Annotated in this window: 19 protein-coding genes and 1 tRNA gene; 8 read left to right on the forward strand and 12 right to left on the reverse strand. The window is 46.6% G+C overall.

All coding sequences use genetic code 11. The features are described from left to right. Nucleotides 1-19: 19 nt before the first annotated feature. The 4 genes from HPY28_RS22625 to HPY28_RS22640 all read right to left on the reverse strand — a co-directional run bounded on the left by HPY28_RS22625 (nt 20) and on the right by HPY28_RS22640 (nt 2,871). Complete coding sequence (locus HPY28_RS22625) at nt 20-682, reverse strand: formylglycine-generating enzyme family protein (RefSeq protein WP_174231464.1); 663 nt, start codon at nt 680-682, stop codon at nt 20-22. Nucleotides 683-684: 2 nt separating this feature from the next. Continuing rightward, the gene (locus tag HPY28_RS22630; protein WP_017250801.1) at nt 685-1,053 is read right to left on the reverse strand and encodes a DUF4180 domain-containing protein; all 369 of its coding nucleotides are present in this window, start codon (nt 1,051-1,053) and stop codon (nt 685-687) included. An 11-nt stretch (nt 1,054-1,064) separates the two neighbouring features. Then, nucleotides 1,065-1,721, reverse strand: coding sequence for a TetR/AcrR family transcriptional regulator (locus HPY28_RS22635; RefSeq protein ID WP_174231465.1), 657 nt, complete (start codon nt 1,719-1,721; stop codon nt 1,065-1,067). 130 nt (nt 1,722-1,851) lie between these two features. After that, entirely contained in the window at nt 1,852-2,871 is a 1,020-nt protein-coding gene (locus HPY28_RS22640; RefSeq protein ID WP_174231466.1) for an AraC family transcriptional regulator, read from the reverse strand. Nucleotides 2,872-3,012: 141 nt separating this feature from the next. On the opposite strand from HPY28_RS22640, the gene HPY28_RS22645 reads away from it, so the two are divergent. Next, nucleotides 3,013-3,588, forward strand: coding sequence for an NAD(P)H-dependent oxidoreductase (locus HPY28_RS22645; protein WP_174225450.1), 576 nt, complete (start codon nt 3,013-3,015; stop codon nt 3,586-3,588). Here HPY28_RS22645 and HPY28_RS22650 read toward each other — a convergent pair. The 3 genes from HPY28_RS22650 to HPY28_RS22660 all read right to left on the reverse strand — a co-directional run bounded on the left by HPY28_RS22650 (nt 3,585) and on the right by HPY28_RS22660 (nt 6,072). Further along, entirely contained in the window at nt 3,585-3,761 is a 177-nt protein-coding gene (locus tag HPY28_RS22650; protein ID WP_017250797.1) for a hypothetical protein, read from the reverse strand. The two genes, HPY28_RS22645 and HPY28_RS22650, sit on opposite strands and share 4 nt — an antisense overlap. 50 nt (nt 3,762-3,811) lie before the next feature. Continuing rightward, nucleotides 3,812-5,119 (reverse strand): NtaA/DmoA family FMN-dependent monooxygenase, encoded by a 1,308-nt coding sequence (locus HPY28_RS22655; protein WP_174231467.1) that lies wholly within the window; start codon nt 5,117-5,119, stop codon nt 3,812-3,814. Nucleotides 5,120-5,259: 140 nt separating this feature from the next. Continuing rightward, nucleotides 5,260-6,072 (reverse strand): helix-turn-helix transcriptional regulator, encoded by an 813-nt coding sequence (locus HPY28_RS22660; RefSeq protein WP_174231468.1) that lies wholly within the window; start codon nt 6,070-6,072, stop codon nt 5,260-5,262. Between the two features lie 175 nt (nt 6,073-6,247). Here HPY28_RS22660 and HPY28_RS22665 point away from each other — a divergent pair, with 175 nt between their 5' ends. Both HPY28_RS22665 and HPY28_RS22670 read left to right on the forward strand, forming a co-directional pair. Beyond that, the gene (locus HPY28_RS22665; protein WP_174231469.1) at nt 6,248-6,769 is read left to right on the forward strand and encodes a DUF4265 domain-containing protein; all 522 of its coding nucleotides are present in this window, start codon (nt 6,248-6,250) and stop codon (nt 6,767-6,769) included. A gap of 142 nt (nt 6,770-6,911) precedes the next feature. Beyond that, the gene (locus tag HPY28_RS22670) at nt 6,912-7,442 is read left to right on the forward strand and encodes an ECF transporter S component (RefSeq protein WP_069845969.1); all 531 of its coding nucleotides are present in this window, start codon (nt 6,912-6,914) and stop codon (nt 7,440-7,442) included. Nucleotides 7,443-7,575: 133 nt separating this feature from the next. Here HPY28_RS22670 and HPY28_RS22675 read toward each other — a convergent pair whose 3' ends face one another. Beyond that, on the reverse strand, nt 7,576-8,889 hold the full coding sequence (locus HPY28_RS22675; protein WP_173623090.1) for an MFS transporter: 1,314 nt from the start codon (nt 8,887-8,889) through the stop codon (nt 7,576-7,578). 294 nt (nt 8,890-9,183) lie between these two features. On the opposite strand from HPY28_RS22675, the gene HPY28_RS22680 reads away from it, so the two are divergent. From HPY28_RS22680 to HPY28_RS22695, 4 genes are all read left to right on the forward strand, one after another. Next, the gene (locus HPY28_RS22680) at nt 9,184-10,899 is read left to right on the forward strand and encodes a LytS/YhcK type 5TM receptor domain-containing protein (protein ID WP_017250784.1); all 1,716 of its coding nucleotides are present in this window, start codon (nt 9,184-9,186) and stop codon (nt 10,897-10,899) included. Continuing rightward, nucleotides 10,871-11,614 (forward strand): LytR/AlgR family response regulator transcription factor, encoded by a 744-nt coding sequence (locus HPY28_RS22685; protein ID WP_174225441.1) that lies wholly within the window; start codon nt 10,871-10,873, stop codon nt 11,612-11,614. The genes HPY28_RS22680 and HPY28_RS22685 overlap by 29 nt, the downstream gene beginning before the upstream one ends. 352 nt (nt 11,615-11,966) lie before the next feature. Next, the gene (locus tag HPY28_RS22690) at nt 11,967-13,076 is read left to right on the forward strand and encodes an acyltransferase family protein (RefSeq protein ID WP_173623092.1); all 1,110 of its coding nucleotides are present in this window, start codon (nt 11,967-11,969) and stop codon (nt 13,074-13,076) included. 167 nt (nt 13,077-13,243) lie between these two features. Beyond that, nucleotides 13,244-13,319, forward strand: a tRNA-Ala gene (locus HPY28_RS22695). A 144-nt stretch (nt 13,320-13,463) separates the two neighbouring features. Here the strand turns inward: HPY28_RS22695 and HPY28_RS22700 are convergent. Then, nucleotides 13,464-16,058, reverse strand: coding sequence for an Ig-like domain-containing protein (locus tag HPY28_RS22700; RefSeq protein ID WP_017250781.1), 2,595 nt, complete (start codon nt 16,056-16,058; stop codon nt 13,464-13,466). A 183-nt stretch (nt 16,059-16,241) separates the two neighbouring features. On the opposite strand from HPY28_RS22700, the gene HPY28_RS22705 reads away from it, so the two are divergent. Then, on the forward strand, nt 16,242-16,883 hold the full coding sequence (locus HPY28_RS22705; RefSeq protein ID WP_173623094.1) for a YdcF family protein: 642 nt from the start codon (nt 16,242-16,244) through the stop codon (nt 16,881-16,883). On the opposite strand, the gene dnaI is transcribed toward HPY28_RS22705, so the two are convergent. The 3 genes from dnaI to nrdR all read right to left on the reverse strand — a co-directional run bounded on the left by dnaI (nt 16,860) and on the right by nrdR (nt 19,880). Further along, complete coding sequence (gene dnaI, locus HPY28_RS22710) at nt 16,860-17,792, reverse strand: primosomal protein DnaI (protein ID WP_017250779.1); 933 nt, start codon at nt 17,790-17,792, stop codon at nt 16,860-16,862. The two genes, HPY28_RS22705 and dnaI, sit on opposite strands and share 24 nt — an antisense overlap. A gap of 15 nt (nt 17,793-17,807) precedes the next feature. Further along, nucleotides 17,808-19,247, reverse strand: coding sequence for a replication initiation and membrane attachment family protein (locus tag HPY28_RS22715; RefSeq protein ID WP_173623095.1), 1,440 nt, complete (start codon nt 19,245-19,247; stop codon nt 17,808-17,810). A 153-nt stretch (nt 19,248-19,400) separates the two neighbouring features. Then, a complete protein-coding gene (gene nrdR, locus HPY28_RS22720; RefSeq protein WP_017250777.1) occupies nt 19,401-19,880 on the reverse strand; it encodes a transcriptional regulator NrdR in 480 nt (159 codons plus the stop codon). Nucleotides 19,881-19,898 lie beyond the last annotated feature (18 nt).

Genomic DNA, 19,898 nt, shown 5'->3' on the forward strand with positions numbered 1-19,898 from the left:
GATTTTGCAACCCCCTACCTTATAGGGACCTGGCAAGACGAAAGCCGAGATCATCAATCCGAAACGTGGGGTGACTGCGACGGCGGCACGTCGCTCCACAGCCTCTGGCCTCTTCTGCCCAGCTGCCACCGCGAAAAATTCGATAGGAGCCGTAAACATTCACATCGTAAAGGTCCCAGCACCACTCCCAAACATTTCCCAGCATGTCATAGAGTCCCCACGCATTCGGTAGCTTTTGTCCTACCACATGTGCTGTACCTTCAGCGTTCTCTTCGTACCATGCGATCTCATCCAGCTCGCCGTACCGATAACCACCCGTCCCTGCTTTGCACGCGTACTGCCATTCCGCCTCTGTCGGCAGACGATAGCCATCCGCTTCGACGTTCCATACAACACGCTCACCATCTTCACTCATCGAGTAGCATTCCGTGAGACCCGCTTGCTGAGATAGCAGATTGCAAAACGAAATCGCATCGTTCCACGAGACATTCACAACAGGAGCCTCTAGGTGGTCATTCGGTCCAGCTGCTTTTTGTACAACCGAGAAGTATAACGCATTCGTAACAGGAACCGGTGCGAGTAAAAAAGCGTTCACCTCGGTTGTCCATGTCGCCTTGATCCGATCGTCCCGTAATTCGATATACCCTGCTGGGATGTTCACCATGGGGTACGCCTGATCCATCTCTATTTCACCTGGCTTAACTTCTCGATCGCCTGCTCTTCGGTCGGTAAGAAAAAGATGTCGTTTCCGTTGTTGGATTCATAGATGAAGTCTTTTAGACTTTTACTTGTGTACACCGAAAAATCTCCTACAATGGCTACTTTCACGCGATAATTGATGAACTTTTGCAGGATCTCGCCAGCAAGACGTGTTTTCAAATCGAAAAAGCTTTCGTTAATCAATGATTTGTTTATAATGATACGATTACTGTCTGCCTCATAGTGTACGGTTGCAATCAGATCCAGAGCTGACTGCACATCAATAATCAATACCTCGCTTCCGCTCACGATCGCAATGTTTCCCACGGCTGCTTCTACCTTTGTAATATTCATGTGTATCCTCCTCATCTTCTACTGGTAATCTGCCTCACATAATCCTCACAAATATATCGGTTGTCTTCGCCGTTTGCTGGCTGAACGCTCGCCACTCGAAAAAAGCTCAAACCCACAACCATCGCCATGAGTCCGTAGGCAGCGCTTTGCGAATCCTCTACGGACATAAGCCCGGTTTGATTCCCGTAACCAAAAATCTTGGTGATGCCCTGCAAATCTCTCGTATAACTCTTCGCAACCACTTCTTGGAGCTTGGGGTCCAATGCGGCTTTGGAGAAGAATTGTACAAAGAGTCTTGCTTGATCTTCATGCGGGATATACATCTCAGCGATGCCATCCAGCTGCGAAACATTGATCCCTTTTTCCTTGTCGTTCACGTATGGCGGCAAGATATGCTTCAGCGTAACGTCCATCATTTCCTGGGCGGTCATGGTCTTCTCAATGTCAGATTCGATTTTCAAGCCATAATAGGCCAAGAATGCCTGAAAGGCTTCACTCGTCAAATTATCCTTATTCTTAAAATAATACGTGACGACACCTTTTGAGCAGTCCGCATAGTCTGCCACCTTATCTAGTGTCATGCCATCAATCCCGTGATTGCTAATACACGTTAGGGTCGCATTGATGACATCTGCTCGGCGCTTTGGTTCCATTCCTAATTTGGGCATGATCTTACCTCATTTATTTATACTGTACGGTCGGAATAAAAAAAGTGTACACAATTATTTTCCAGTTTGTCAAACGAATAGGTTCGACACCACAAAAAAACACGCTTACTCAGCGTGTTCCATCCTAACGTTACATGGCAAGTGCTTGGCGACTGATCCGATATTGCCCCGGTGTCAACCCCGTCCATTTCTTGAAAGCATTTTGAAAGGCGCTTGGATCTGAAAAATGCAGCAAATACGCAATCTCTCCAATGGAATGCTCCGCTTGCTGTAAATACCCCATCGCCATTTCTTTGCGAACATTCGTGGACAATTCATGATAGGAAGTGTCCTCTGCCTTTAGTTTCGCTTGCAGGGATCTCGTACTCATATGAAAAGCAGCGGCAGTCTGCTGTAAGGTCGGAAAAGCCGCAGGCATACATCCCACCATCCATTGAAACACACGGTCCGAAAATTCCCGTCCTCTGATCTGCTTCTCTCTAATTTCTTCCGCGATTGGTTCAAAAGCTTTACGCAGCCGGACATCTGAATACAGAATCGGGTATTGCAAAACTTCTTTGCCTACCAAGAGCCCATTTTCTGCTCCACCAAATTGAGGCTCCATTCCGAACAAATTTAAATAAGGTGCGATATCGGCCGTAGCGTCGTGTGTGAATTGTATCGCCTGTAACGGAATGGACCGATGACTCATACGGACGATCAAGTGGTACAAGGAGCTGACCATATCCTCCATGCAATGTCGAGAAACGCTCCCAGGACTTTGTCTATGAAACCGCAGGAAAACATCGTTCCCCCGCTCTTCCCAATCCAGCTCGTACCCGCTGCAAAGGATCACGTGATACCGCTGATAAGCCTTCAATGCATCGACGATTTTTTCCGAATGCATCATGACATAGCCAAGAATGCCCAGATCTGCAATATCGGTTAACTGTCCTTGATGCAGTCCGAAATGATCATCCTGCGTGTATATGGCAGCTTCTTTCATCAAGCGCTCAAGCTCCGCTTCGTCAATGCGAGCCTCCACATCCTGCAACAAAGCACCGTCGAAAGAAACATGATCACAAAAACGCTCAAAATCAAGCTTCTTGTGAGTAATTGTTTTCATAATCGGATACACCATCGAAATCGCAAACCCATGCGCATTTTCCAAGTACGGAACCTCCTTTGCGTGAATCCACAACATTTATGCGCTTTCGATCATTCATCTGTTCCATTCCACACGATATGCTGAATACAGTTCAGTTTACCACGATCTGTCCGTTATGGAATCAACTCAACAGGGGGTATGAAAATGAACATTCTCGTTATCATCGGACATCCAGATCCCGAGAGCTATTGCTCTGCGTTGGCGCACGCCTATATGAAAGGAGCTAAAGGCAAAGCAGCACAAATTCGCACCATTGATTTGAGCCAAATCTCTTTCGACCCAAATTTGAAGTACGGATATCGGAAAAGAACGGAGCTGGAGGATGACTTAAAAGAAGCGCAGGACCTCATCCGTTGGGCGGATCATCTGGTCATTGTCTATCCGACTTGGTGGGGCACGATGCCTGCTATCTTGAAGGGATTTTTCGATCGTGTCTTATTACCCGGATTCGCCTATAAATATCGGGAGGGTTCGTCACTCTGGGATAAGCTGTTAACGGGCAAAACCGCACATGTAATTGTGACCATGGATACCCCATCTTGGTACAATCGATTGATCTACTGGCGAGCCGGACATCTCGTGATGAAACGCAACATTTTGAAGTTTTGCGGGATCAAGCCTGTGAAGGTTACGGAAATCAGCGGAGTGAATGCCTCGGCGGATGAACAGCGCAAGAAGTGGCTGGGGAAAGTGACACTACTTGGGGAGAGGCTAGCCTAAGCGTAAGGTGAACCAGAGTGACAAAACAAAAACTCAAGCCCTCTTTCAGCTTGAGTTTTTCCTGTTGCCTTACTTATCGAGGTGCTTTTGCACACTTTCCAAAAACTTGCCCCTACTGGATGAATGCCGAGGATTCCTGCATCTTCCATCGCTTTCATCGCCCCAGAAATCACGATTTTTTCTCCCTTTTTCTCCTGAACCCCTTTTCAAACGGCTTATCGTTTTATCCAATCCTTAAATGCTCGCGCAAGGTGACACCCGCATATTCGCTTCTGAATAAGCCTCTTTCAACCAATTGCGGCATCAGCTTTTCAAAAAATAGTTCCATCGATTTTTCTGAACCGCCTGGAAGGGCAATAAACCCGTCCATAGCTCCAGCCTCAAACCGCTCCATGATATCGTTCAACACGTCCTCAACCGTCCCAATGGAAACCCAGTGAGCAGACCCGACAACCTCTGGCCTTGCCAACACCTCTTCTACTGTAGGCTGATGATTGATGATATACCGGCGCAACAGATCAGCGTGTGTACGGCTGCGCACTGGCTGATTCGGATCAGGGAGCATATCGACAGTTACGGGATGATCCAGAGTAAAGCTGCGCAAATCAAGGCCCAGTACGGATTGAAGCGATGCATGTCTGCGTTCCAAACTCAAATGCGCGTGTGCTTCTTTATGTAACCCATGCGCTTCCTCACGGGTATCGGCCAAGAAAAAATATAATCCAGGCAAAACTTTGATCGCGTCCGGACTACGCCCCTGTTCCTCGGCTCTTCTTCTCAAGTCGCTTCGCAATTCCACTCCTGATTCAAGGTCTGGCATCGCCGCAAAGATCGCATCCGCTACTTTAGCAGCAAAGCTCCGTCCCGTATCCGACGCTCCTGCTTGAAAGAAGGGAATGGAGCCAGATGGATGGGCAGGCAACGTAAGCGGCCCCTTAACACTGAAAAACTCACCCGAATGATCAATGGCGGTAACCTTCTCCCTATCAGAAAACATGCCTGTCTCACGGTCCATCACAATTGCTTCGGACGGAAAACTGTCCCACAGCTTTTTTACGACCTCCGTAAATTCCGCTGCTCTCGCATATCTTTCTTGGGGAGAAGGCATAGGGGAATCACCGAAATTTTCCGCGCCTTCAATAGATGTGACAATATTCCAGCCAGCGCGACCATTGCTTAGCCAATGCAAAGATTGAAGCTGTCTGGCAACAACATACGGCGGATTAAACGTCGTAGAAATCGTCGTAACCAGTCCGATCCGCTCGGTTTCCCTGGCAATCGCTGCGAATATCATCGTAGGATCAGGACTTCCGAAATGAGCGGCATCACCTAGCGTCTGCGGGTGGACACACAAATAATCCGCCCTGAAAAGAAAATCGAGCTTTGCCTTCTCAGCCATTTTAGCCAGATCCATGTAATAGTCGATAGAGCCCATTTTTTCCACACCGCTGTCTGGACGCCGCCAGCCTTCCCCTTTCATCCAGGTTGCGTTTAAGGACAATCCGATGCACAATTGTTTGTCTTCCATCATTTTTCTCTACCTTTCCTACACGAATGTTAATAACGATTATCATTATCGACGAGTAGTGTAGCAAGGTCTGGCACAAATGCAAATACACATATCCCTAATGTGATATGCATCATTATTGAAACTGGCGACGAAAGGAGCTCTCATTGACTTGTGTAAGCAGAAGGAGAAACCCCGAATTTCTTTTTAAAAACTCTACTGAAATATAGCGGATTATCGTACCCCACACTGAAGGCTACATCACGGATGGAATAATTGCCTGCTAGAAGTAATTCGCTCGCTCGCTCCATACGGTACTGGATGACATAATCGATTGGACGAACTCCCGTATATTTGTGAAAGAAGTACGAGAAGCTCTTGGGACTCATTCCATGCAACTCTGCCAATTCATCGAGCGTCAGTGGATTCATATAATGTCCGTTTATGTAAGCAATGGCTTGCTGTATCACCATTTTACTAGGAGAACTCTCACTCTCTCGAAGCCTGCACCCCACCAGAACTTGATGCATGATCCCCAGGAATAATTCCTTGCTACGAAGCTTCCCGATTCCGTCAACGGTGTGGGCACTCTGATGAAGCAGCATCAGCAATTCGGTCACTCTTGGATTAGCTCCCGGTTCCAGCATGAAATGTGCGTCGCATTCGTGGACGCTAGCTCCATCACGTATGTTGTCCAATCGATACGTAAGCAAATAGTACTCGAACTCTGAATCGCCAATGACTCGCGTGTCCAGCAGCATGTCTGGCGCCGCATGAAATACGGTTCCTGGATATAATTCGTAGACAGTTCCATTCACACACATTCTGGCTGCTCCGCGAATGGTAAAAAGAAAACCGTGCCATACCGTCCTGAATTCACGCAATACACTGTTCGGCTGGATGAATAAACGGTAGGTACCTACTATCTCAGAGGAACCACTAGCAAATACTTCGGCTAGTTTATCCAAATCTGTCACTGTCTTTGCACCTGCTTCCTGTCCAAGATGTATGGGTCCTTTTTTACAGCCATATTTTATCACAGGCCATGATCAGCGGATCTCTTTTCCCGAAATCCGAAGAGCGGGCAGTTATTTTTATTGAAATTGATATGGTAAAATAAAGAAACAAATGGTAATAGAAGACGGCATCCTGATGATAGATCATACAAATAAAGAGATAGGTGTGGAGCATCGTATGGAAGATAAATTAACATTGATTAAGGTTTTTGCTGGCACAAGTTCACAGGGAACAGTTTTAGAAGAGCTTCCTGCAGAATACCTAAGCGATCAAACATTCAAATTATGCGCATCTCCAGGGCTAGCTCTAGGCCTTGCGAAAGGAGATACCATAAAACTCCATCCCAACGGAGATTTTGATTTAATCGAGCATGGTGGAAATTTCTGTATTCAAATTTATATAGAGCAGCCTAGCAAAGAAAAGATAGAAGCAGTTGAATCTATCGTCAAAAAAGAACTTTCAGGCTCTCTAGATGGATTTCATAATGGTTCACTCGCCTTTACTGCTCCAATCAGTAATGGATTTGATGCAACCAATCATACGTTCAATAAAATTCGAGACGTACTAGAAGCAGAGTACTATTACTCTAATATTTACAAGAATCCACATAATTTCGAAGATGAAGAGTTAGTTAGTTGGGCTAGAGATCTGGATTAATCTTTGAAAAGGTCAGTTCTTCGGCTATGGAGCATCCTTCTTGGAATGATTTACCTAAGCAAAGAATTCGTGCAAAGTGTATTTATTATGTAGCTGATTCTGAGTATGATAATAGTAAAAATAATAAGAAAGAGGCTATCAAATGGATTCTACTTTTTCATCAAGAAAAGCAACAAAGACGAAAACCCTCGTTATCAATGCACTATTTATCGCTTTTACTCTCGCAGCCACCATGTTTATTAACCTAAGACTCCCGATCATGGGTAACGGTGGCCTCATTCATCTCGGGAACGTGCCTCTTTTAATCGCTGCCTTTGTGTATGGCAGAAAAACAGGAGCCATCGCAGGAGCTTTTGGTATGGGCCTCTTTGACCTTATCTCCGGTTGGACAGCATGGGCGCCGTTTACCTTCGTGATCGTAGGTGCAATGGGCTATGTAGCTGGCCTCATCGCCGAAAAGGTGCCTGGCAATCGGGTATTTGTGTACGCACTCGCAGTTGCGGCAGCATTGGTCATTAAGATCGTGGGCTACTACTTTGTTGAGGTTATTCTTTACGGGAACTGGATTCAGCCGTTTGGCTCCATTCCGGGGAACGTTTTGCAGGTGGTTGTAGCAGCGGTTATTGTCATCCCGCTGGTGGGACGCTTGAAGAAGATTGTGGGGCAAGGGTAAAAATCGAAAAATCGCTCAGGAGACATGAATTCTCTTGGGCGATTTTTTTGTTCGCTTTATCCGGGAATTTTGAAACGGTACATGCAAAAAAACGGCATCTCTGCCGTTTTTCGTTGCCCTTCTATTCTTCCATCTAGTCCTTTGCTGTATTCAGCTCAGCTTCGATCTTAGAGTTTTTCGAAGACTCGTCCATACGCCAGTAAACGAGAAGGCTTATGGCAATACAAGCTGCTACATAGTAATAGAAGAGAGACTCGTTCCCGATACTTTTAAACCATAGTGCGATGAATTCCGCTGTTCCCCCAAAGATCGCAACAGTCACGCCATACGGAAAGCCTACACCCAGAGCGCGAATGGCGGTAGGAAACATCTCGGCTTTCACGATTGCGTTGATGGACGTATAGCCAGTAACAATGATAAGACCAGACAGCATCAGCAAGAAAGCGACATATGGGCTAGTGGTTTGTTCCAGGAGCAAAAACATCGGTACGGTCCACAATGTTCCAAGAACACCGAAACCAATCAACAGCGGTCGCCGTCCAATCCGGTCGGACAGCATACCGGCAAGCGGCTGCAAGACGACGAATACGAGCAATGCGGTAAAGTTAATCCAGCTAACTACTTCTTTCGGCATTCCTACCGTAATCACCATGAATTTTTGCAAATAGGTCGTGTAGGTGTTAAAGGCGATGGTTCCCCCGAGCGTAAGGCCGACAACTGCCAGCACCGCCTTCGGATGCTTCATCAGCTCTCGAAGCGTACCCGCCTTCTCCTTGTTTTTCGACTCCATTTTGGTATACTGCTCCGATTCGTCCATACTGCGGCGCAGCCACAACACGGCTACTGCGCCAAATGCTCCGATGATGAAAGGAATTCGCCAGCCCCAGGCCATCATGGCTTCTTCCGGGAGTATTTGCTGCAGGATAATTTGCACACCCAACGCCAGCAATTGTCCACTGATCAGCGTGACGTACTGGAAGCTAGAATAGAACCCTCGGCGACCACTCGCAGCCATCTCGGACAGGTACGTTGCAGATGTTCCGTATTCCCCGCCAAGCGAAAGCCCTTGGAGCAGGCGGGCAAGAACGAGAATAATAGGTGCAAACACGCCGATGGTTTCATAGTTTGGTGTTACTGCAATCACCAGAGAACCACCTGCCATGATGGTAACAGACAGCGTCAACGCGGCACGGCGCCCATGACGGTCAGCGTATCGGCCTAGGAGCAGGCTCCCGATCGGTCTCATTAAAAATCCGATAGCAAAAACAGCGGCTGTATTTAGCAACTGGCTGGTAGCGTCCCCTTTTGGAAAAAACTGAGATGAGAAATACACCGCAAAAGCTGCATAGACATACCAGTCATACCACTCAATCAGGTTCCCCAGTGAACCTTTAAAGATGTTGCTTGTGATTCGCCGCGTATTTTCACGATCACTCGATGGCTTCATTGCTGCCCCCTCCTTATGATTGACCCGAATCCATTCGCAATTGGGATAGTTTAACCGCTTTCAAATGAAACAATACTTTTTTCGAGAAGGTATCGTTTACTTTGAAAGGGTTTACATATTTACCTAAATGGATTCTCGAAGAACTGTTTTTATTCTAAGTTATTTGTTTTGCTAGAATCTATTGAATACTTCCAGATGTGCAAAAACGGCATCCGAGCTGCCGAAAAACCCAGTTGAGTTACATTGATTTTTCGACCGGATCGGGCTACCCTTTTCCATAGGGAGGCGGCTGTTATGACAATCACTATGCTTCTGGGACTGCTTGAAAACATCTCTGTAATCGCAGTCATCGCCCTTATCATCGGCCAACTGGATTACTTTCGGAACATCATGTACGGGAAAAACAACTGGATGCGGATCGTGATCCTCTCTACGCTGTTCGGGTTCCTGTCGGTAATCGGAACGGAGAACGGGCTACGGGTCGATGACGCACTCGCCAATACGCGCATTGTTGGTGCCGTTGCGGGCGGGTTGATCGGGGGGCCTGTCGTCGGTTTTTTTGCTGGCCTTATTGGAGGTATTCATCGCTATTCGATAGGCGGATTTACCGCATTCGCCTGTGCCATCTCGACCGTAATGAACGGCTACTTGGCCGGGATCGTCAGTACGAAAATGAATATGCTGCGTCTGAAATGGCAGCATATCGTACTAATTGGCGTTGCAGCCGAGCTCATTCAAAAAGTTTTGGTGCTTCTCATGGCCAAGCCTTTTTCTGCGGCACTCGAACTGGAAGTAAAAATCGCGATCCCGACCACCATTATGACCATTGCAGGACTACTGCTGTTCACGCGCGTTTTCCAAAATCTCAAAATGATGCAAGACCAGTCCGGCGCATTGGGGGCAGACCTGGCCTTGTCGATTGCAAGCCAGACGTTGCCTCATCTGCGGACGGGGCTAAATGAACATTCTGCGAAAAAAACCGCTGAACTGATCCGTGAAATGGCCAGGGTGGATGCAGTCGCTATTACCGACCGCGAAAAGCTGCTCAGTGCAAAAGGCCACGAACTGGAGAATCATTTGCAGAAAGAGACGCTGTGCGCACAAGTAGCGGAGGCTGTTTTGACCCACCCTACAGGGGTATGGTGCGACAAAGATTTTGCTCTTCCTCGTCCGCCTCGCCTCAAATCGATCAGTGCCGCGTCGTTGTATCATCAAAACCAGAAAATCGGGACGTTGCAATTCTACTATAAAACCTCTTCCTCCAAGACGTCCCAGACCAACGAGAAGTTAGTGGACGGCCTCGCTAAGCTGCTGTCGGTCCAAATTGAACTGGCAGAGATCGAGCATCAATCGACAATGCGGAAGCAGGCTGAAGTGAGCGCCCTACAAGCACAAATTAATCCGCATTTTCTGTTCAACACCTTGGGGACGATTATGTCCTATTGTCGTACAGACCCTGATCAGGCGAGAAACTTGATCGGTCATTTAAGTGACATCTTCAGGCGCAATTTAAAAAGCAAGGGAAATCATCACAGCTTGCAGGAAGAACTCGACGGAATCAAGTCGTACTTGGAAATCGAGAAGGTCAGATTTAGCAACCGTTTAAAGGTGAACATGGAGATCGACGAATCCCTGCTGACCCGCAAATTGCCTGTCCTGACTTTGCAGCCGATCGTGGAAAATGCCATTCACCATGGACTTTTCCCCAAAATTAGCGACTGTCTGCTCACGATTCGAGTGGAACCGTACGACCATGAAGTCAAAATCAGTATTGAAGACAATGGAGTTGGAATCAGTGAAGAGCGTTTGGCCGATATCTGGAACAGCCAATCGAAAGGGATCGGCCTTGTCAATGTCCATTCACGGCTGCAATCGATCTATGGCAAAAAATATGGCCTCACGATTCACAGCCAGCCTGGTTTGGGAACAGTAGTATCCTTTGTCGCTCCGTTATCCGTATTTGAAAAGGAAGTGCATCCAGATGCTCCTGAAAACGATCATCATCGATGACGAGCCAGCCATTTGTTCCGAATTGGAATATTTGCTGAAAAAATATATCGATATTCAGGTGGACGCAATCTATACAAATCCGCTTGAAGCATTGCCTCATATTATCAATTCCAAGCCTGATTTGCTTATGCTTGATATTCAGATGCCTGGGATGAATGGGCTTGAATTTGCCAAAACATTGAATCAGATGTCCTATCCCCCATTGATCGTTTTTTCGACTGCCTATCATGAACACGCTCTGGAGGCCTTTTCCACGCTGGCTGTGGGGTATTTGACCAAACCGATCATGGAATCGAAATTGGACGATGTGATCCAAAAAGTGAGGACACTGAGGAACCGATCGGCCATGAATGACCGCATCGCGACGGTTCCCCCGATGGAAGAACATGTCTGCATCCGGAAGACCAACAAAATCATCCCGATCCCTGTAGGACAGATTTACTTTGCGTTTGTGCGGGAGAAAGATTTATATGTTGCGACAAAAGAGAGTATCGACAAGTGCGACTTGTCCTTAAATGAGCTGGAGGAGATTTTGAACCGATCCCGCTCTTTCTTTAGAAGTCATCGAAACTATATTTTGAACGTGAAGCATATCAAAGAAATCATCCCTTGGTTTAATAACACGTACTTGATCAAGATGAACGACGACAGCCAGACGGATATTCCCGTAAGCAGAGGGAAAATAAAAGCGTTTCGCAGTTTGATGAATTTGTGAAAACAAGCCAATCTTAAAAACCCTTGAATATCAAGGGTTTTTCTTGTTCGCATCCGTTTTCGTCCGAGTGAGTTTTTGAGGTTCCGAGTGAAGCTCGTCCCCAATCCGTCCCCATCCTACAAGTCAAGGAAAGCAGTTACTAACACGTAAATATGTTTATCTATGCTATAAATCGTAATAATTTTGAAATGAAATTTTTAAAGAATCTTTAAATAAAGTTTCTTTTTCCTTTCTATTATGATTGTATGATTTCCCTAAATATGAAAATCCCCTTCAGAAGATACACATAAGTATGCCACCCTACTAGTATAGTAGCATTTATCAACAACAAAGTTTACAAGGAGAGTCATCTATGAGTAATAGAATTAAAGAATTAGATTCAATACGAGGATTGGCGGCTATTACAGTGGTGATAGGACATTTTTGTTTAATGATACCATCCTTGCCTGATTCTATTAAATTTTCACCCCTTAGATTTTTATGGGCTGGTGGAGAAGCTGTAATCATTTTTTATGTACTCAGTGGTTTTGTCTTATCTATGGCCATTTATCATTCAAAAACAAATTATTGGGGCTATTTAATTAAGCGATTTGTAAGAATATATATCCCTTATTATTTCTGGATATTCATCACCTTTGCGTTATTTATTTTGTTTTCGCCATATGAAGTTACGGGACTACGAGATTGGTTCTATGATAAGTGGCAAGGACCTATCACAACATTAGATATTATCAATCACCTTGTGCTTCTCAATAACTTTTTTACGGATAATTACAACCCGGTTATCTGGTCATTGGCTCAAGAAATGCGTATATCTATCGTGTTTCCTTTGTTATTCCTTCTTTTTTATAAACAAAGTTGGAAGAAAACAATACTGTTTGCCATGAGCTTTTCTTTCATTAGTATTTTCCTTAATATATTGCATATTGGAAAAGCTGAGGGATTTTATAATGGTTATGCTGATACACTGCATTTCACATCTATATTTATGGTCGGAATGGTACTTTTTAAGCATCAGGAAGAACTTGTCCGTTTATATAGAAATATGAAAAAATGGAAAAGAAGACTTCTTATCACATTAGGAGTCATTCTATATTTATACTCAACTGGAATTTTGGCGATTTCTCGTAGTGATACGTATTTTCTATTAAAAGATTGGGGCGTTGTCATTGGTGTTAGCATACTTATTATAATGGCTATGAGTAACCTAAAAGTAAAAGCAATTTTAAATAAGAGTGTATTTGTATACGTAGGGGAAATTTCATATAGTATCTATTTATGTCATTTTCCAATTATGATGGTACTATTTAAACTTTTGTATGCAAAAATTCCAACCTCTTTGCTGTTCCTCTTATGTGTTACAACGACAATATTGTTTTCTATCGTATCGTATCATTTTATTGAAGTGAAATGTATAAGATGGGCAAAGCAAAGGACAATGAAATTCCAAAAAAAGGGGTAAAATTTAATCGGTTTCTTATCTATTAGGAACCGATTAAAATGCGCTCCACATGCGATTATACTACCAATTATATGAAAGAATTGCTGGTCAGTAGACTCCATATACTCATTAGTAAATATTTTATTATTGACTATCTATCCAGCATATGTTAGTATTTAAATATTAATGGGGCCATAGCTCAGCTGGGAGAGTGCTTGACTGGCAGTCAAGAGGTCAGGGGTTCGATCCCCCTTGGCTCCACCATAATATAGATCGCACAAGTCACTTATACAAGGTGACTTTTTTTATTTTCACAAACTTGATAAATCCCCGTCCCAGCTGAAAAAAACCACGAAAAAAGCCAACCGATCTCCACCGGTTGGCTTCCCTCTTTTCCCTATCAATCTACTATCTCACCGTCACCACAATCGGTGTCTTCTTCCCACCGTATTGTACATAAATCGTCGCTTTACCAGAACCCGTCGCCTTGATGACGCCGTCCTTCACATCGGCTACCAACAGACGAGATGTGGTCCAGAGAGCTGGCTTGGTGACATTTTGCTCAGAGCCATCTGCATACGTAGCGATGACGTTCACTTGTTTCACTTCGCCCTTGCTCATCACGAGCTGGACGACATCTGTCTTCAAGTATTTCAATGTATCAACATCGACTGGGATGGATACGCTCTTGTCGTTATATCTAGCTGTAATCGTTGCTTTTCCGTAGGCACGTCCTGTAATGAGGCCTTTGGTTACGTCTGCTACCTTGTAGTTGCTCGTCTTCCAGTCAGCCATGGAGGTAACATCCATTGTGCGGCCATCGGAGAAGGTAGCGGTCAAGGTTACTTGTACGTTGCTGTTCGACTTCGTAGATACAAAGCGCTTGTTTGCTTCCAGCTTGCTCACGATTCCGACTTCTACCGGGATGCTGATCGATTTGCCGCCGTATTTCGCAGTGATCGTCGCACGTCCGTTTGAGAGACCTGTTACGCGGCCGTTTACCACATCCGCTACTTTAACCGAGGACGAGGACCATTCTGCATCGCTGGTCACATTGTCCGAATTGCCAGCGGAGTCTGTTGCGTTCAGCTTGATCTCTTTTGATTCGTTGACGTTCAGGATCAGCAGTCGAGGATCAACGGAGAGATTCGTCGCTTGGTCTACTTCTACCGAAATCGTAACCGATTTGCCATCGAAGGTACCTGTTACAGTCGTTTTCCCTGCTCCAGTCGCTGTGATCTTCCCGTTCATTACCTCTGCTACAGCAGCAGAAGCTGTGCTCCATGTCGCTGTATCTGTTACATCCTTGGTCGTTCCATCTGCGTAAGCTGCCGTCAGCTTAACGGTTTCGGACTTGCCATTGCCAAGCACGATCTTTTTCTTGTCTACCGTCAATGTCTGCATGACGCCAACCGATACGGAAATGTTCACTGTACGTGATCCGTATGTAGCTGTCACGGTCGCTGCACCTGTTGACACCCCAGTGATTAAGCCTTGACGCACGCTTGCTACGTTAGGAGCACTGGATGACCAAACGACTTTTTGTGTGACATCTTCAGCAGGAGTGCTTCCATCTGGATACGAAGCCGTTACCTTCACTTGCTTCGCGCCGCCCACTGGTATCGCTACTGTCGTGATATCTGCGGACAAGTTTTGCGGTACATCTACATCGACAACGAGTGTCGCTGTTTTTCCGCCGTATTTAGCGGTTACATTCGCCGTTCCAGCCTTGTAGGCGGATACGGTCTTGCCGCTTGCAAATACGACATCTTGATTATCCGAAGACCACTCTACTTTTGAAGTGATATCTTCACTTGTTCCGTTTGCGAAAGATGCGTTTACAACTACGTCTTTCGTTGATCCGCTTTTCATCGTCAGGAAAGCTGGAGTGATATATATGGAACGAGGTACTTCTACATCTACACGTACCTGTACGGATTTGTTTCCGTACTTGGCAGTAATCACAGCTTCACCGGACTTCACCGCATGGATTTTCCCGTTGCTGTAGTACGCAACATCCTCTCGATCGGAGGACCATTCGGCCTTATCGTTCACCACTGTGGAACCGCCGCCATTGGCATAAGTTGCTTTCAGCTCGATGTCTTCTTCCTTGCCCACATTCATGAAAATGTTTTGCTTGTTGAGTTCTAGCTTTTGCGTTGTATCCACATCGACTTTGATCGTCGCTGTTTTGGTTCCATACTTCGCAGTAATGGTTGCTGTACCTGCGCCATAAGCCTTGATCGTTCCTTTGAGCGCATCGGCTACAGCCGTATTGTCTGAAGACCATTCAGCCTTGTCGGAGACATCCTCCGTTACACTTCCATCCGGGAAAATGGCCTTGAGCTTGATTGTTTCTTCGCCGTTCAGCAAGAGTGAAACCTGGTTTTTGTTAGGCTCCAATCTGTGGGCGATCTCGACATTAACAGAGATCGTTGTCGTCTGGCTGCCAAACTTCGCTGTCACGGTACCAGTTCCTGAATTCAAACCTTTGATTGCACCGTTGACTACAGTCGCAATCGCTGGATTATCGATGGACCAGTCTGATTGAGTTGTTACGTCTTCTGTTGTTCCATCGCTGTATACAGCTGTCAGCTTTACGTTTTCCGTGTTGCCGATCCGTACGTTCAACGTTTGATCTTCTGTCGTCAGTGCCTTTACCTTCTTCGTTACGGTTACACCCACTACAACAGGCTTACCCATGTACGTAGCCGTTACGGTAGATTTCCCTACCGATTTGGCTGTAATCTGCCCCGCATATACAGAGGCTACATCCGCATTTTGCGTGGTCCATTCTGTCTTGACGGTGACGTCTTCCGTTTTTCCGCTCACGTAAACAGCGGTAGCCGTCAGCTTGGTAGAATCTCCATTTTCCAATGTTACCTCGTTCTTGGACAGAACGAGTCGGCTGATTTCATCGGCAGCCAATCCTACCCCTGCGTTTCCAGTCCCCACTAATAGCAGGACGGCCAGAAACAAGAGCATCGTTTTTTTCCAGAACATTGCTAGCCTCCCTCGCAAGTATGAAATTTGCTGTTCTTCGAAACCATTCCACCATTACTATATCGGTAAAGAGCAAGAAACAATTTACTAGTTTTTCGTGTCAGGCATATGTCAAACTTTGTAACTAGACCGCATTTCAAACGTCTAAAGTTAGGAGAGCGACTATGAGGGAGATTTCGAAGAATGAAAAATCGAACGATAAACGCACAGCGTCCGTGCTGGCACGGGATACGGATAGTGTTGGGGATTGTCATGCTGCTCGGTCTACTATGGTCGAGCTACAACTGGTACCGCATCGAACAGACGATTGAGGGAGCCAACGCCCGGCACGCAACCGTCGGCATTGTCCTCGGTGCAGCAGTATGGGGTGAGGGGCCTAGTCCTGGTCTGCGCGAACGCCTGGAGCAGGCCGCGACTTTGTATGAAGAAGGCTATGTATCGAAGCTGTTGGTCACAGGCGGCCTTGGTGAAGGCAAAACGATCACGGAAGCTGCTGTGAGCAGAAATTACTTGGTTGCCAAAGGAATTCCAGAAGAGGACATTTTGCTAGAAAACAAGTCTACCAGTACATACGAAAACCTGCTGTACGGCCAGCAGGTCTTGGCGGAACATCATATACAAGACGTCCTGATCATCAGCCACGACTATCATTTGGCCCGTGCAATGATCATGGCTGATTCACTGGGAATTGTCGCCTCGCCTGTCGGGACGACGTCACACGTCCTTTTTGGACCGTATCATAAGGCGAGAGAAGTACTCGCCCTCACGCATTGGGAGCTCTCTCGCCTCTGGACACACGTGCTAGGAACGGTGGTTCTCGCGTAAAATTTCATACACATCGACAAAATGGCGGATTCGCTCCATGATGCGAGCCGCTTTTGTTTGTTCAATCCGATTTCCGTTGGAGATAGACAAATGCTCTTGCAGTTCATTCAGCGCGTAGTTTGAAGTAAACAACGTAGGCAAATGGTTGTTTGCCCGCTGATTCAAGATAACCCCCAAAATCTCGTCCCGAACCCATGGCGTCAGGTTTTCCGCGCCGATATCATCGAGGATCAGTACAGGCACTTCTTTCAGCAGCTCCAGCTTCCCCGCATACGATTGATCCGAGATGGAATCCTTCATCTCCCGGATAAAGTCAGGCACATAAACCAGCAAGGAAGCGACATTGCGCTCCGAGAGCTCGCGACCGATTGCTCCCATGATGTAGCTTTTTCCAACCCCAAACGGACCGTGCAGATAAAGCCCCTTTACCCGCTCGCCTGTTCCCACTTTTTCACAGAACTGAATCGCAGCGTCTACGGTAGCCAAATTCCCGGAGTCAATGACCAAGCCCTCAAAGCTCGCGTTCAAGGTCTCTTCGGAAACATAGTAGCTGCGCATCAGTCGGCGGCGGCGAATCTCTTCCTCATGCGACAATTGCTTGGAACAGGGCGTCATCGAGCTGATAATATGATGGTGAGCCAGCTCCAATTGAGTGCTATGCCCCTTGACCAAATTCGGGCATTCGCCAAGACCCGGACAACGCTCACACCAATACTGCTCCTTGACTGCCGTATAGATGTTGGAGAGCGAGCGAAGGTAATCGTCCCTGGTCAATTCGGGATGCTCTTGTTGAAATGCTTTTAAATACGCGGACGAACGGAACATTTTATCTAACTGCTGATCCGGTGTCAGCAACTGACGCGGTGTTCGTTTGGCGAGCTCTTGCATGAACTCACTGATAGATTCCACGTTCCCTCACACTCCTTATTTCCGTTTTCGCAAGGTTTCCAGTCTTTTCTGCAAGTCTGGAAAATCCTGAATGGACTGTTTCTTTTCAGCGTCCGATGTGGTTTTCTCCTGCGACAGCTGCCACTCGACAGATGCTGGCAGCTTGTCCTGCAAGATAGCTCTACCGTTGCGTCTGACAGGAGCAGATTCCTTCTTGCCCGCTTTTGCCTTCTCGGCAGTTTGTGCCCGTTGATCCGCACGTTCGAGGATCTGCTTGACTGCCTCGTCGGCTGTCGCGATCCGCTTGGCTTTCCAGCTGTCACGAATCGTCTCCATGTACGCTTTTGGCAGCTCCATTTGCATGCTGGCTAACGTATGGAGCAGCAGGGCATTGACGACTTCCGGCTGCATCCCATCCGCAAATACAAGCGTTTCAGCCCGTTCCAAAAACACCTTGCTGATTCTGCCACCAACGACCTTTTCCAACAGGGTCACCGGAGATAACTGGCGACAAGCACGGATAAAGGCTTCGCTACCAGGCTCAGGCAAGCGCCCTGGTCCAAAGTCATCCTCTGTCGTGTCAGTTGCAGGCGCAGTTCGGTATAGCTTGTCTTCCGTGTAGCGTTGCACCAAACGCTTGCGCAAAACTTCTCCGTCCAAACTCCGATCCGATTTGTACAGCGTCCAATCACGCAGCTCCTGCCCCATTCCCCAGCTGTCCAGCTGATAGAAATGGCACAGTGAGAACAACAGCTCCATGCTCTTGCCTTCCAAAACTTTGACCGAGTCGGCATTATCCGGCAAGTACAGGCGCAAGGACGATACACTCAACGAATGGTTGACCTGTGCCTCGTAGCCAGATTTCATCTGCGCTTGCGGAAAGCTAGTGTCCATCTCGGTTAAAAACTGATCCCGCTCCGATCCTTTTTTCACTTCCAGCTCCGATGGTTTCAACGACTGGAATACATCATGGAAGTCTTTCGTGACGTTTTCCACGATGGAGTATTCTTGATCCAACTGACTGCCAAGCGTATCTGCATAATGCTGGCGCAGTTGCGAATAGCGAACGTTTTCGATTTTGTTTAACAACATCAACGACAGTACATAGTCTGCAAAAAACTCTGCCGGACTAAGCGGCGGTTTGATCAAATACTCGTAATAATAGTCACGCTGCTGATTTTCCCTGCGGCGCACCTCGACTAGCCCGATTGCCTCCAGACGTTCACGCGCATCCAATAGCCGATCCAGAGAAAGCGAAGTCGTCAGCATCAAACTGCGATGGGTCCCCTCCGAGGAGGCTCCGCTCACCTCCTGCACGCCATGGACGAGCAGTTGGTAGAGAGCGTACGATTCGACACCGATGATCGGCAAGTATAGCTGCGTAACAAAGCCCATTTCGGCAAAGCCAATCGGTCTTGCCATCCGCACCAGATAACGATCCTTCGGCAACAATTCGTTCCAAACTAAACGACGCATCAGATCTTTCCTTCCTGACAAAATTCGATTCTTTTATTATAGCACGACTACCCATTCATTCGCGGAAAAATCAGCTGGAAAGCCAAAGAAGCCCTGGCGGATCGGCCGCAAGAGCGTGTGAGAGAAGTTGCGAATCTGGTAGAAAAAGCATATCTATTCTTTTGGAAACGAGCTATTTCGCGCTTGAGCCAATAGCTCCTCCAGCTCTTTCATAAATACATTGATATCTTTGAATTGGCGGTATACAGAGGCGAAGCGTACATAAGCAACCTCATCGACATGGTATAAACGCTCCATGACCTTCTCCCCAACGTCATTGCTTGGGATCTCCGCTTGCCCGCAACTGCGCAATTCTTTTTCAATGTCGTTCACTACATTTTCAAGCACTTCCAACGGTACGGGGCGTTTTTCGCAAGCGCGCACCAACCCGCGCAATATCTTGTCACGATTGAATTCCTCGCGTGTTCCGTCCTTTTTCACAATTAACAAAGGTGTTTCTTCTACCATTTCAAAGGTAGTAAAACGGCGCTCGCAGGCTTCGCACTCACGGCGACGACGAATGGATTTATTATGATTGAAAGGACGTGAATCCAGGACTCTAGTCCCATTATATTCGCAAAATGGACAACGCATATCAGAATCAACTCCAAT

The sequence above is a fragment of the Brevibacillus sp. HB1.2 genome (genome assembly GCF_013332495.1).
GTDB classification, from domain to species: domain Bacteria; phylum Bacillota; class Bacilli; order Brevibacillales; family Brevibacillaceae; genus Brevibacillus; species Brevibacillus porteri.

Excerpts from the sequence above, each read along its gene's own strand:
- HPY28_RS22625 (WP_174231464.1), bottom strand. The coding sequence starts at position 682 with ATGGATCAGGCGTACCCCATGGTGAACATCCCAGCAGGGTATATCGAA.
- HPY28_RS22630 (WP_017250801.1), bottom strand. The coding sequence starts at position 1,053 with ATGAATATTACAAAGGTAGAAGCAGCCGTGGGAAACATTGCGATCGTG.
- HPY28_RS22635 (WP_174231465.1), bottom strand. The coding sequence starts at position 1,721 with ATGCCCAAATTAGGAATGGAACCAAAGCGCCGAGCAGATGTCATCAAT.
- HPY28_RS22645 (WP_174225450.1), top strand. The coding sequence starts at position 3,013 with ATGAACATTCTCGTTATCATCGGACATCCAGATCCCGAGAGCTATTGC.
- HPY28_RS22655 (WP_174231467.1), bottom strand. The coding sequence starts at position 5,119 with ATGATGGAAGACAAACAATTGTGCATCGGATTGTCCTTAAACGCAACC.
- HPY28_RS22665 (WP_174231469.1), top strand. The coding sequence starts at position 6,248 with ATGATAGATCATACAAATAAAGAGATAGGTGTGGAGCATCGTATGGAA.
- HPY28_RS22670 (WP_069845969.1), top strand. The coding sequence starts at position 6,912 with ATGGATTCTACTTTTTCATCAAGAAAAGCAACAAAGACGAAAACCCTC.
- HPY28_RS22675 (WP_173623090.1), bottom strand. The coding sequence starts at position 8,889 with ATGAAGCCATCGAGTGATCGTGAAAATACGCGGCGAATCACAAGCAAC.
- HPY28_RS22680 (WP_017250784.1), top strand. The coding sequence starts at position 9,184 with ATGACAATCACTATGCTTCTGGGACTGCTTGAAAACATCTCTGTAATC.
- HPY28_RS22685 (WP_174225441.1), top strand. The coding sequence starts at position 10,871 with ATGCTCCTGAAAACGATCATCATCGATGACGAGCCAGCCATTTGTTCC.
- HPY28_RS22690 (WP_173623092.1), top strand. The coding sequence starts at position 11,967 with ATGAGTAATAGAATTAAAGAATTAGATTCAATACGAGGATTGGCGGCT.
- HPY28_RS22700 (WP_017250781.1), bottom strand. The coding sequence starts at position 16,058 with ATGTTCTGGAAAAAAACGATGCTCTTGTTTCTGGCCGTCCTGCTATTA.
- HPY28_RS22705 (WP_173623094.1), top strand. The coding sequence starts at position 16,242 with ATGAAAAATCGAACGATAAACGCACAGCGTCCGTGCTGGCACGGGATA.
- HPY28_RS22715 (WP_173623095.1), bottom strand. The coding sequence starts at position 19,247 with ATGCGTCGTTTAGTTTGGAACGAATTGTTGCCGAAGGATCGTTATCTG.
- nrdR (WP_017250777.1), bottom strand. The coding sequence starts at position 19,880 with ATGCGTTGTCCATTTTGCGAATATAATGGGACTAGAGTCCTGGATTCA.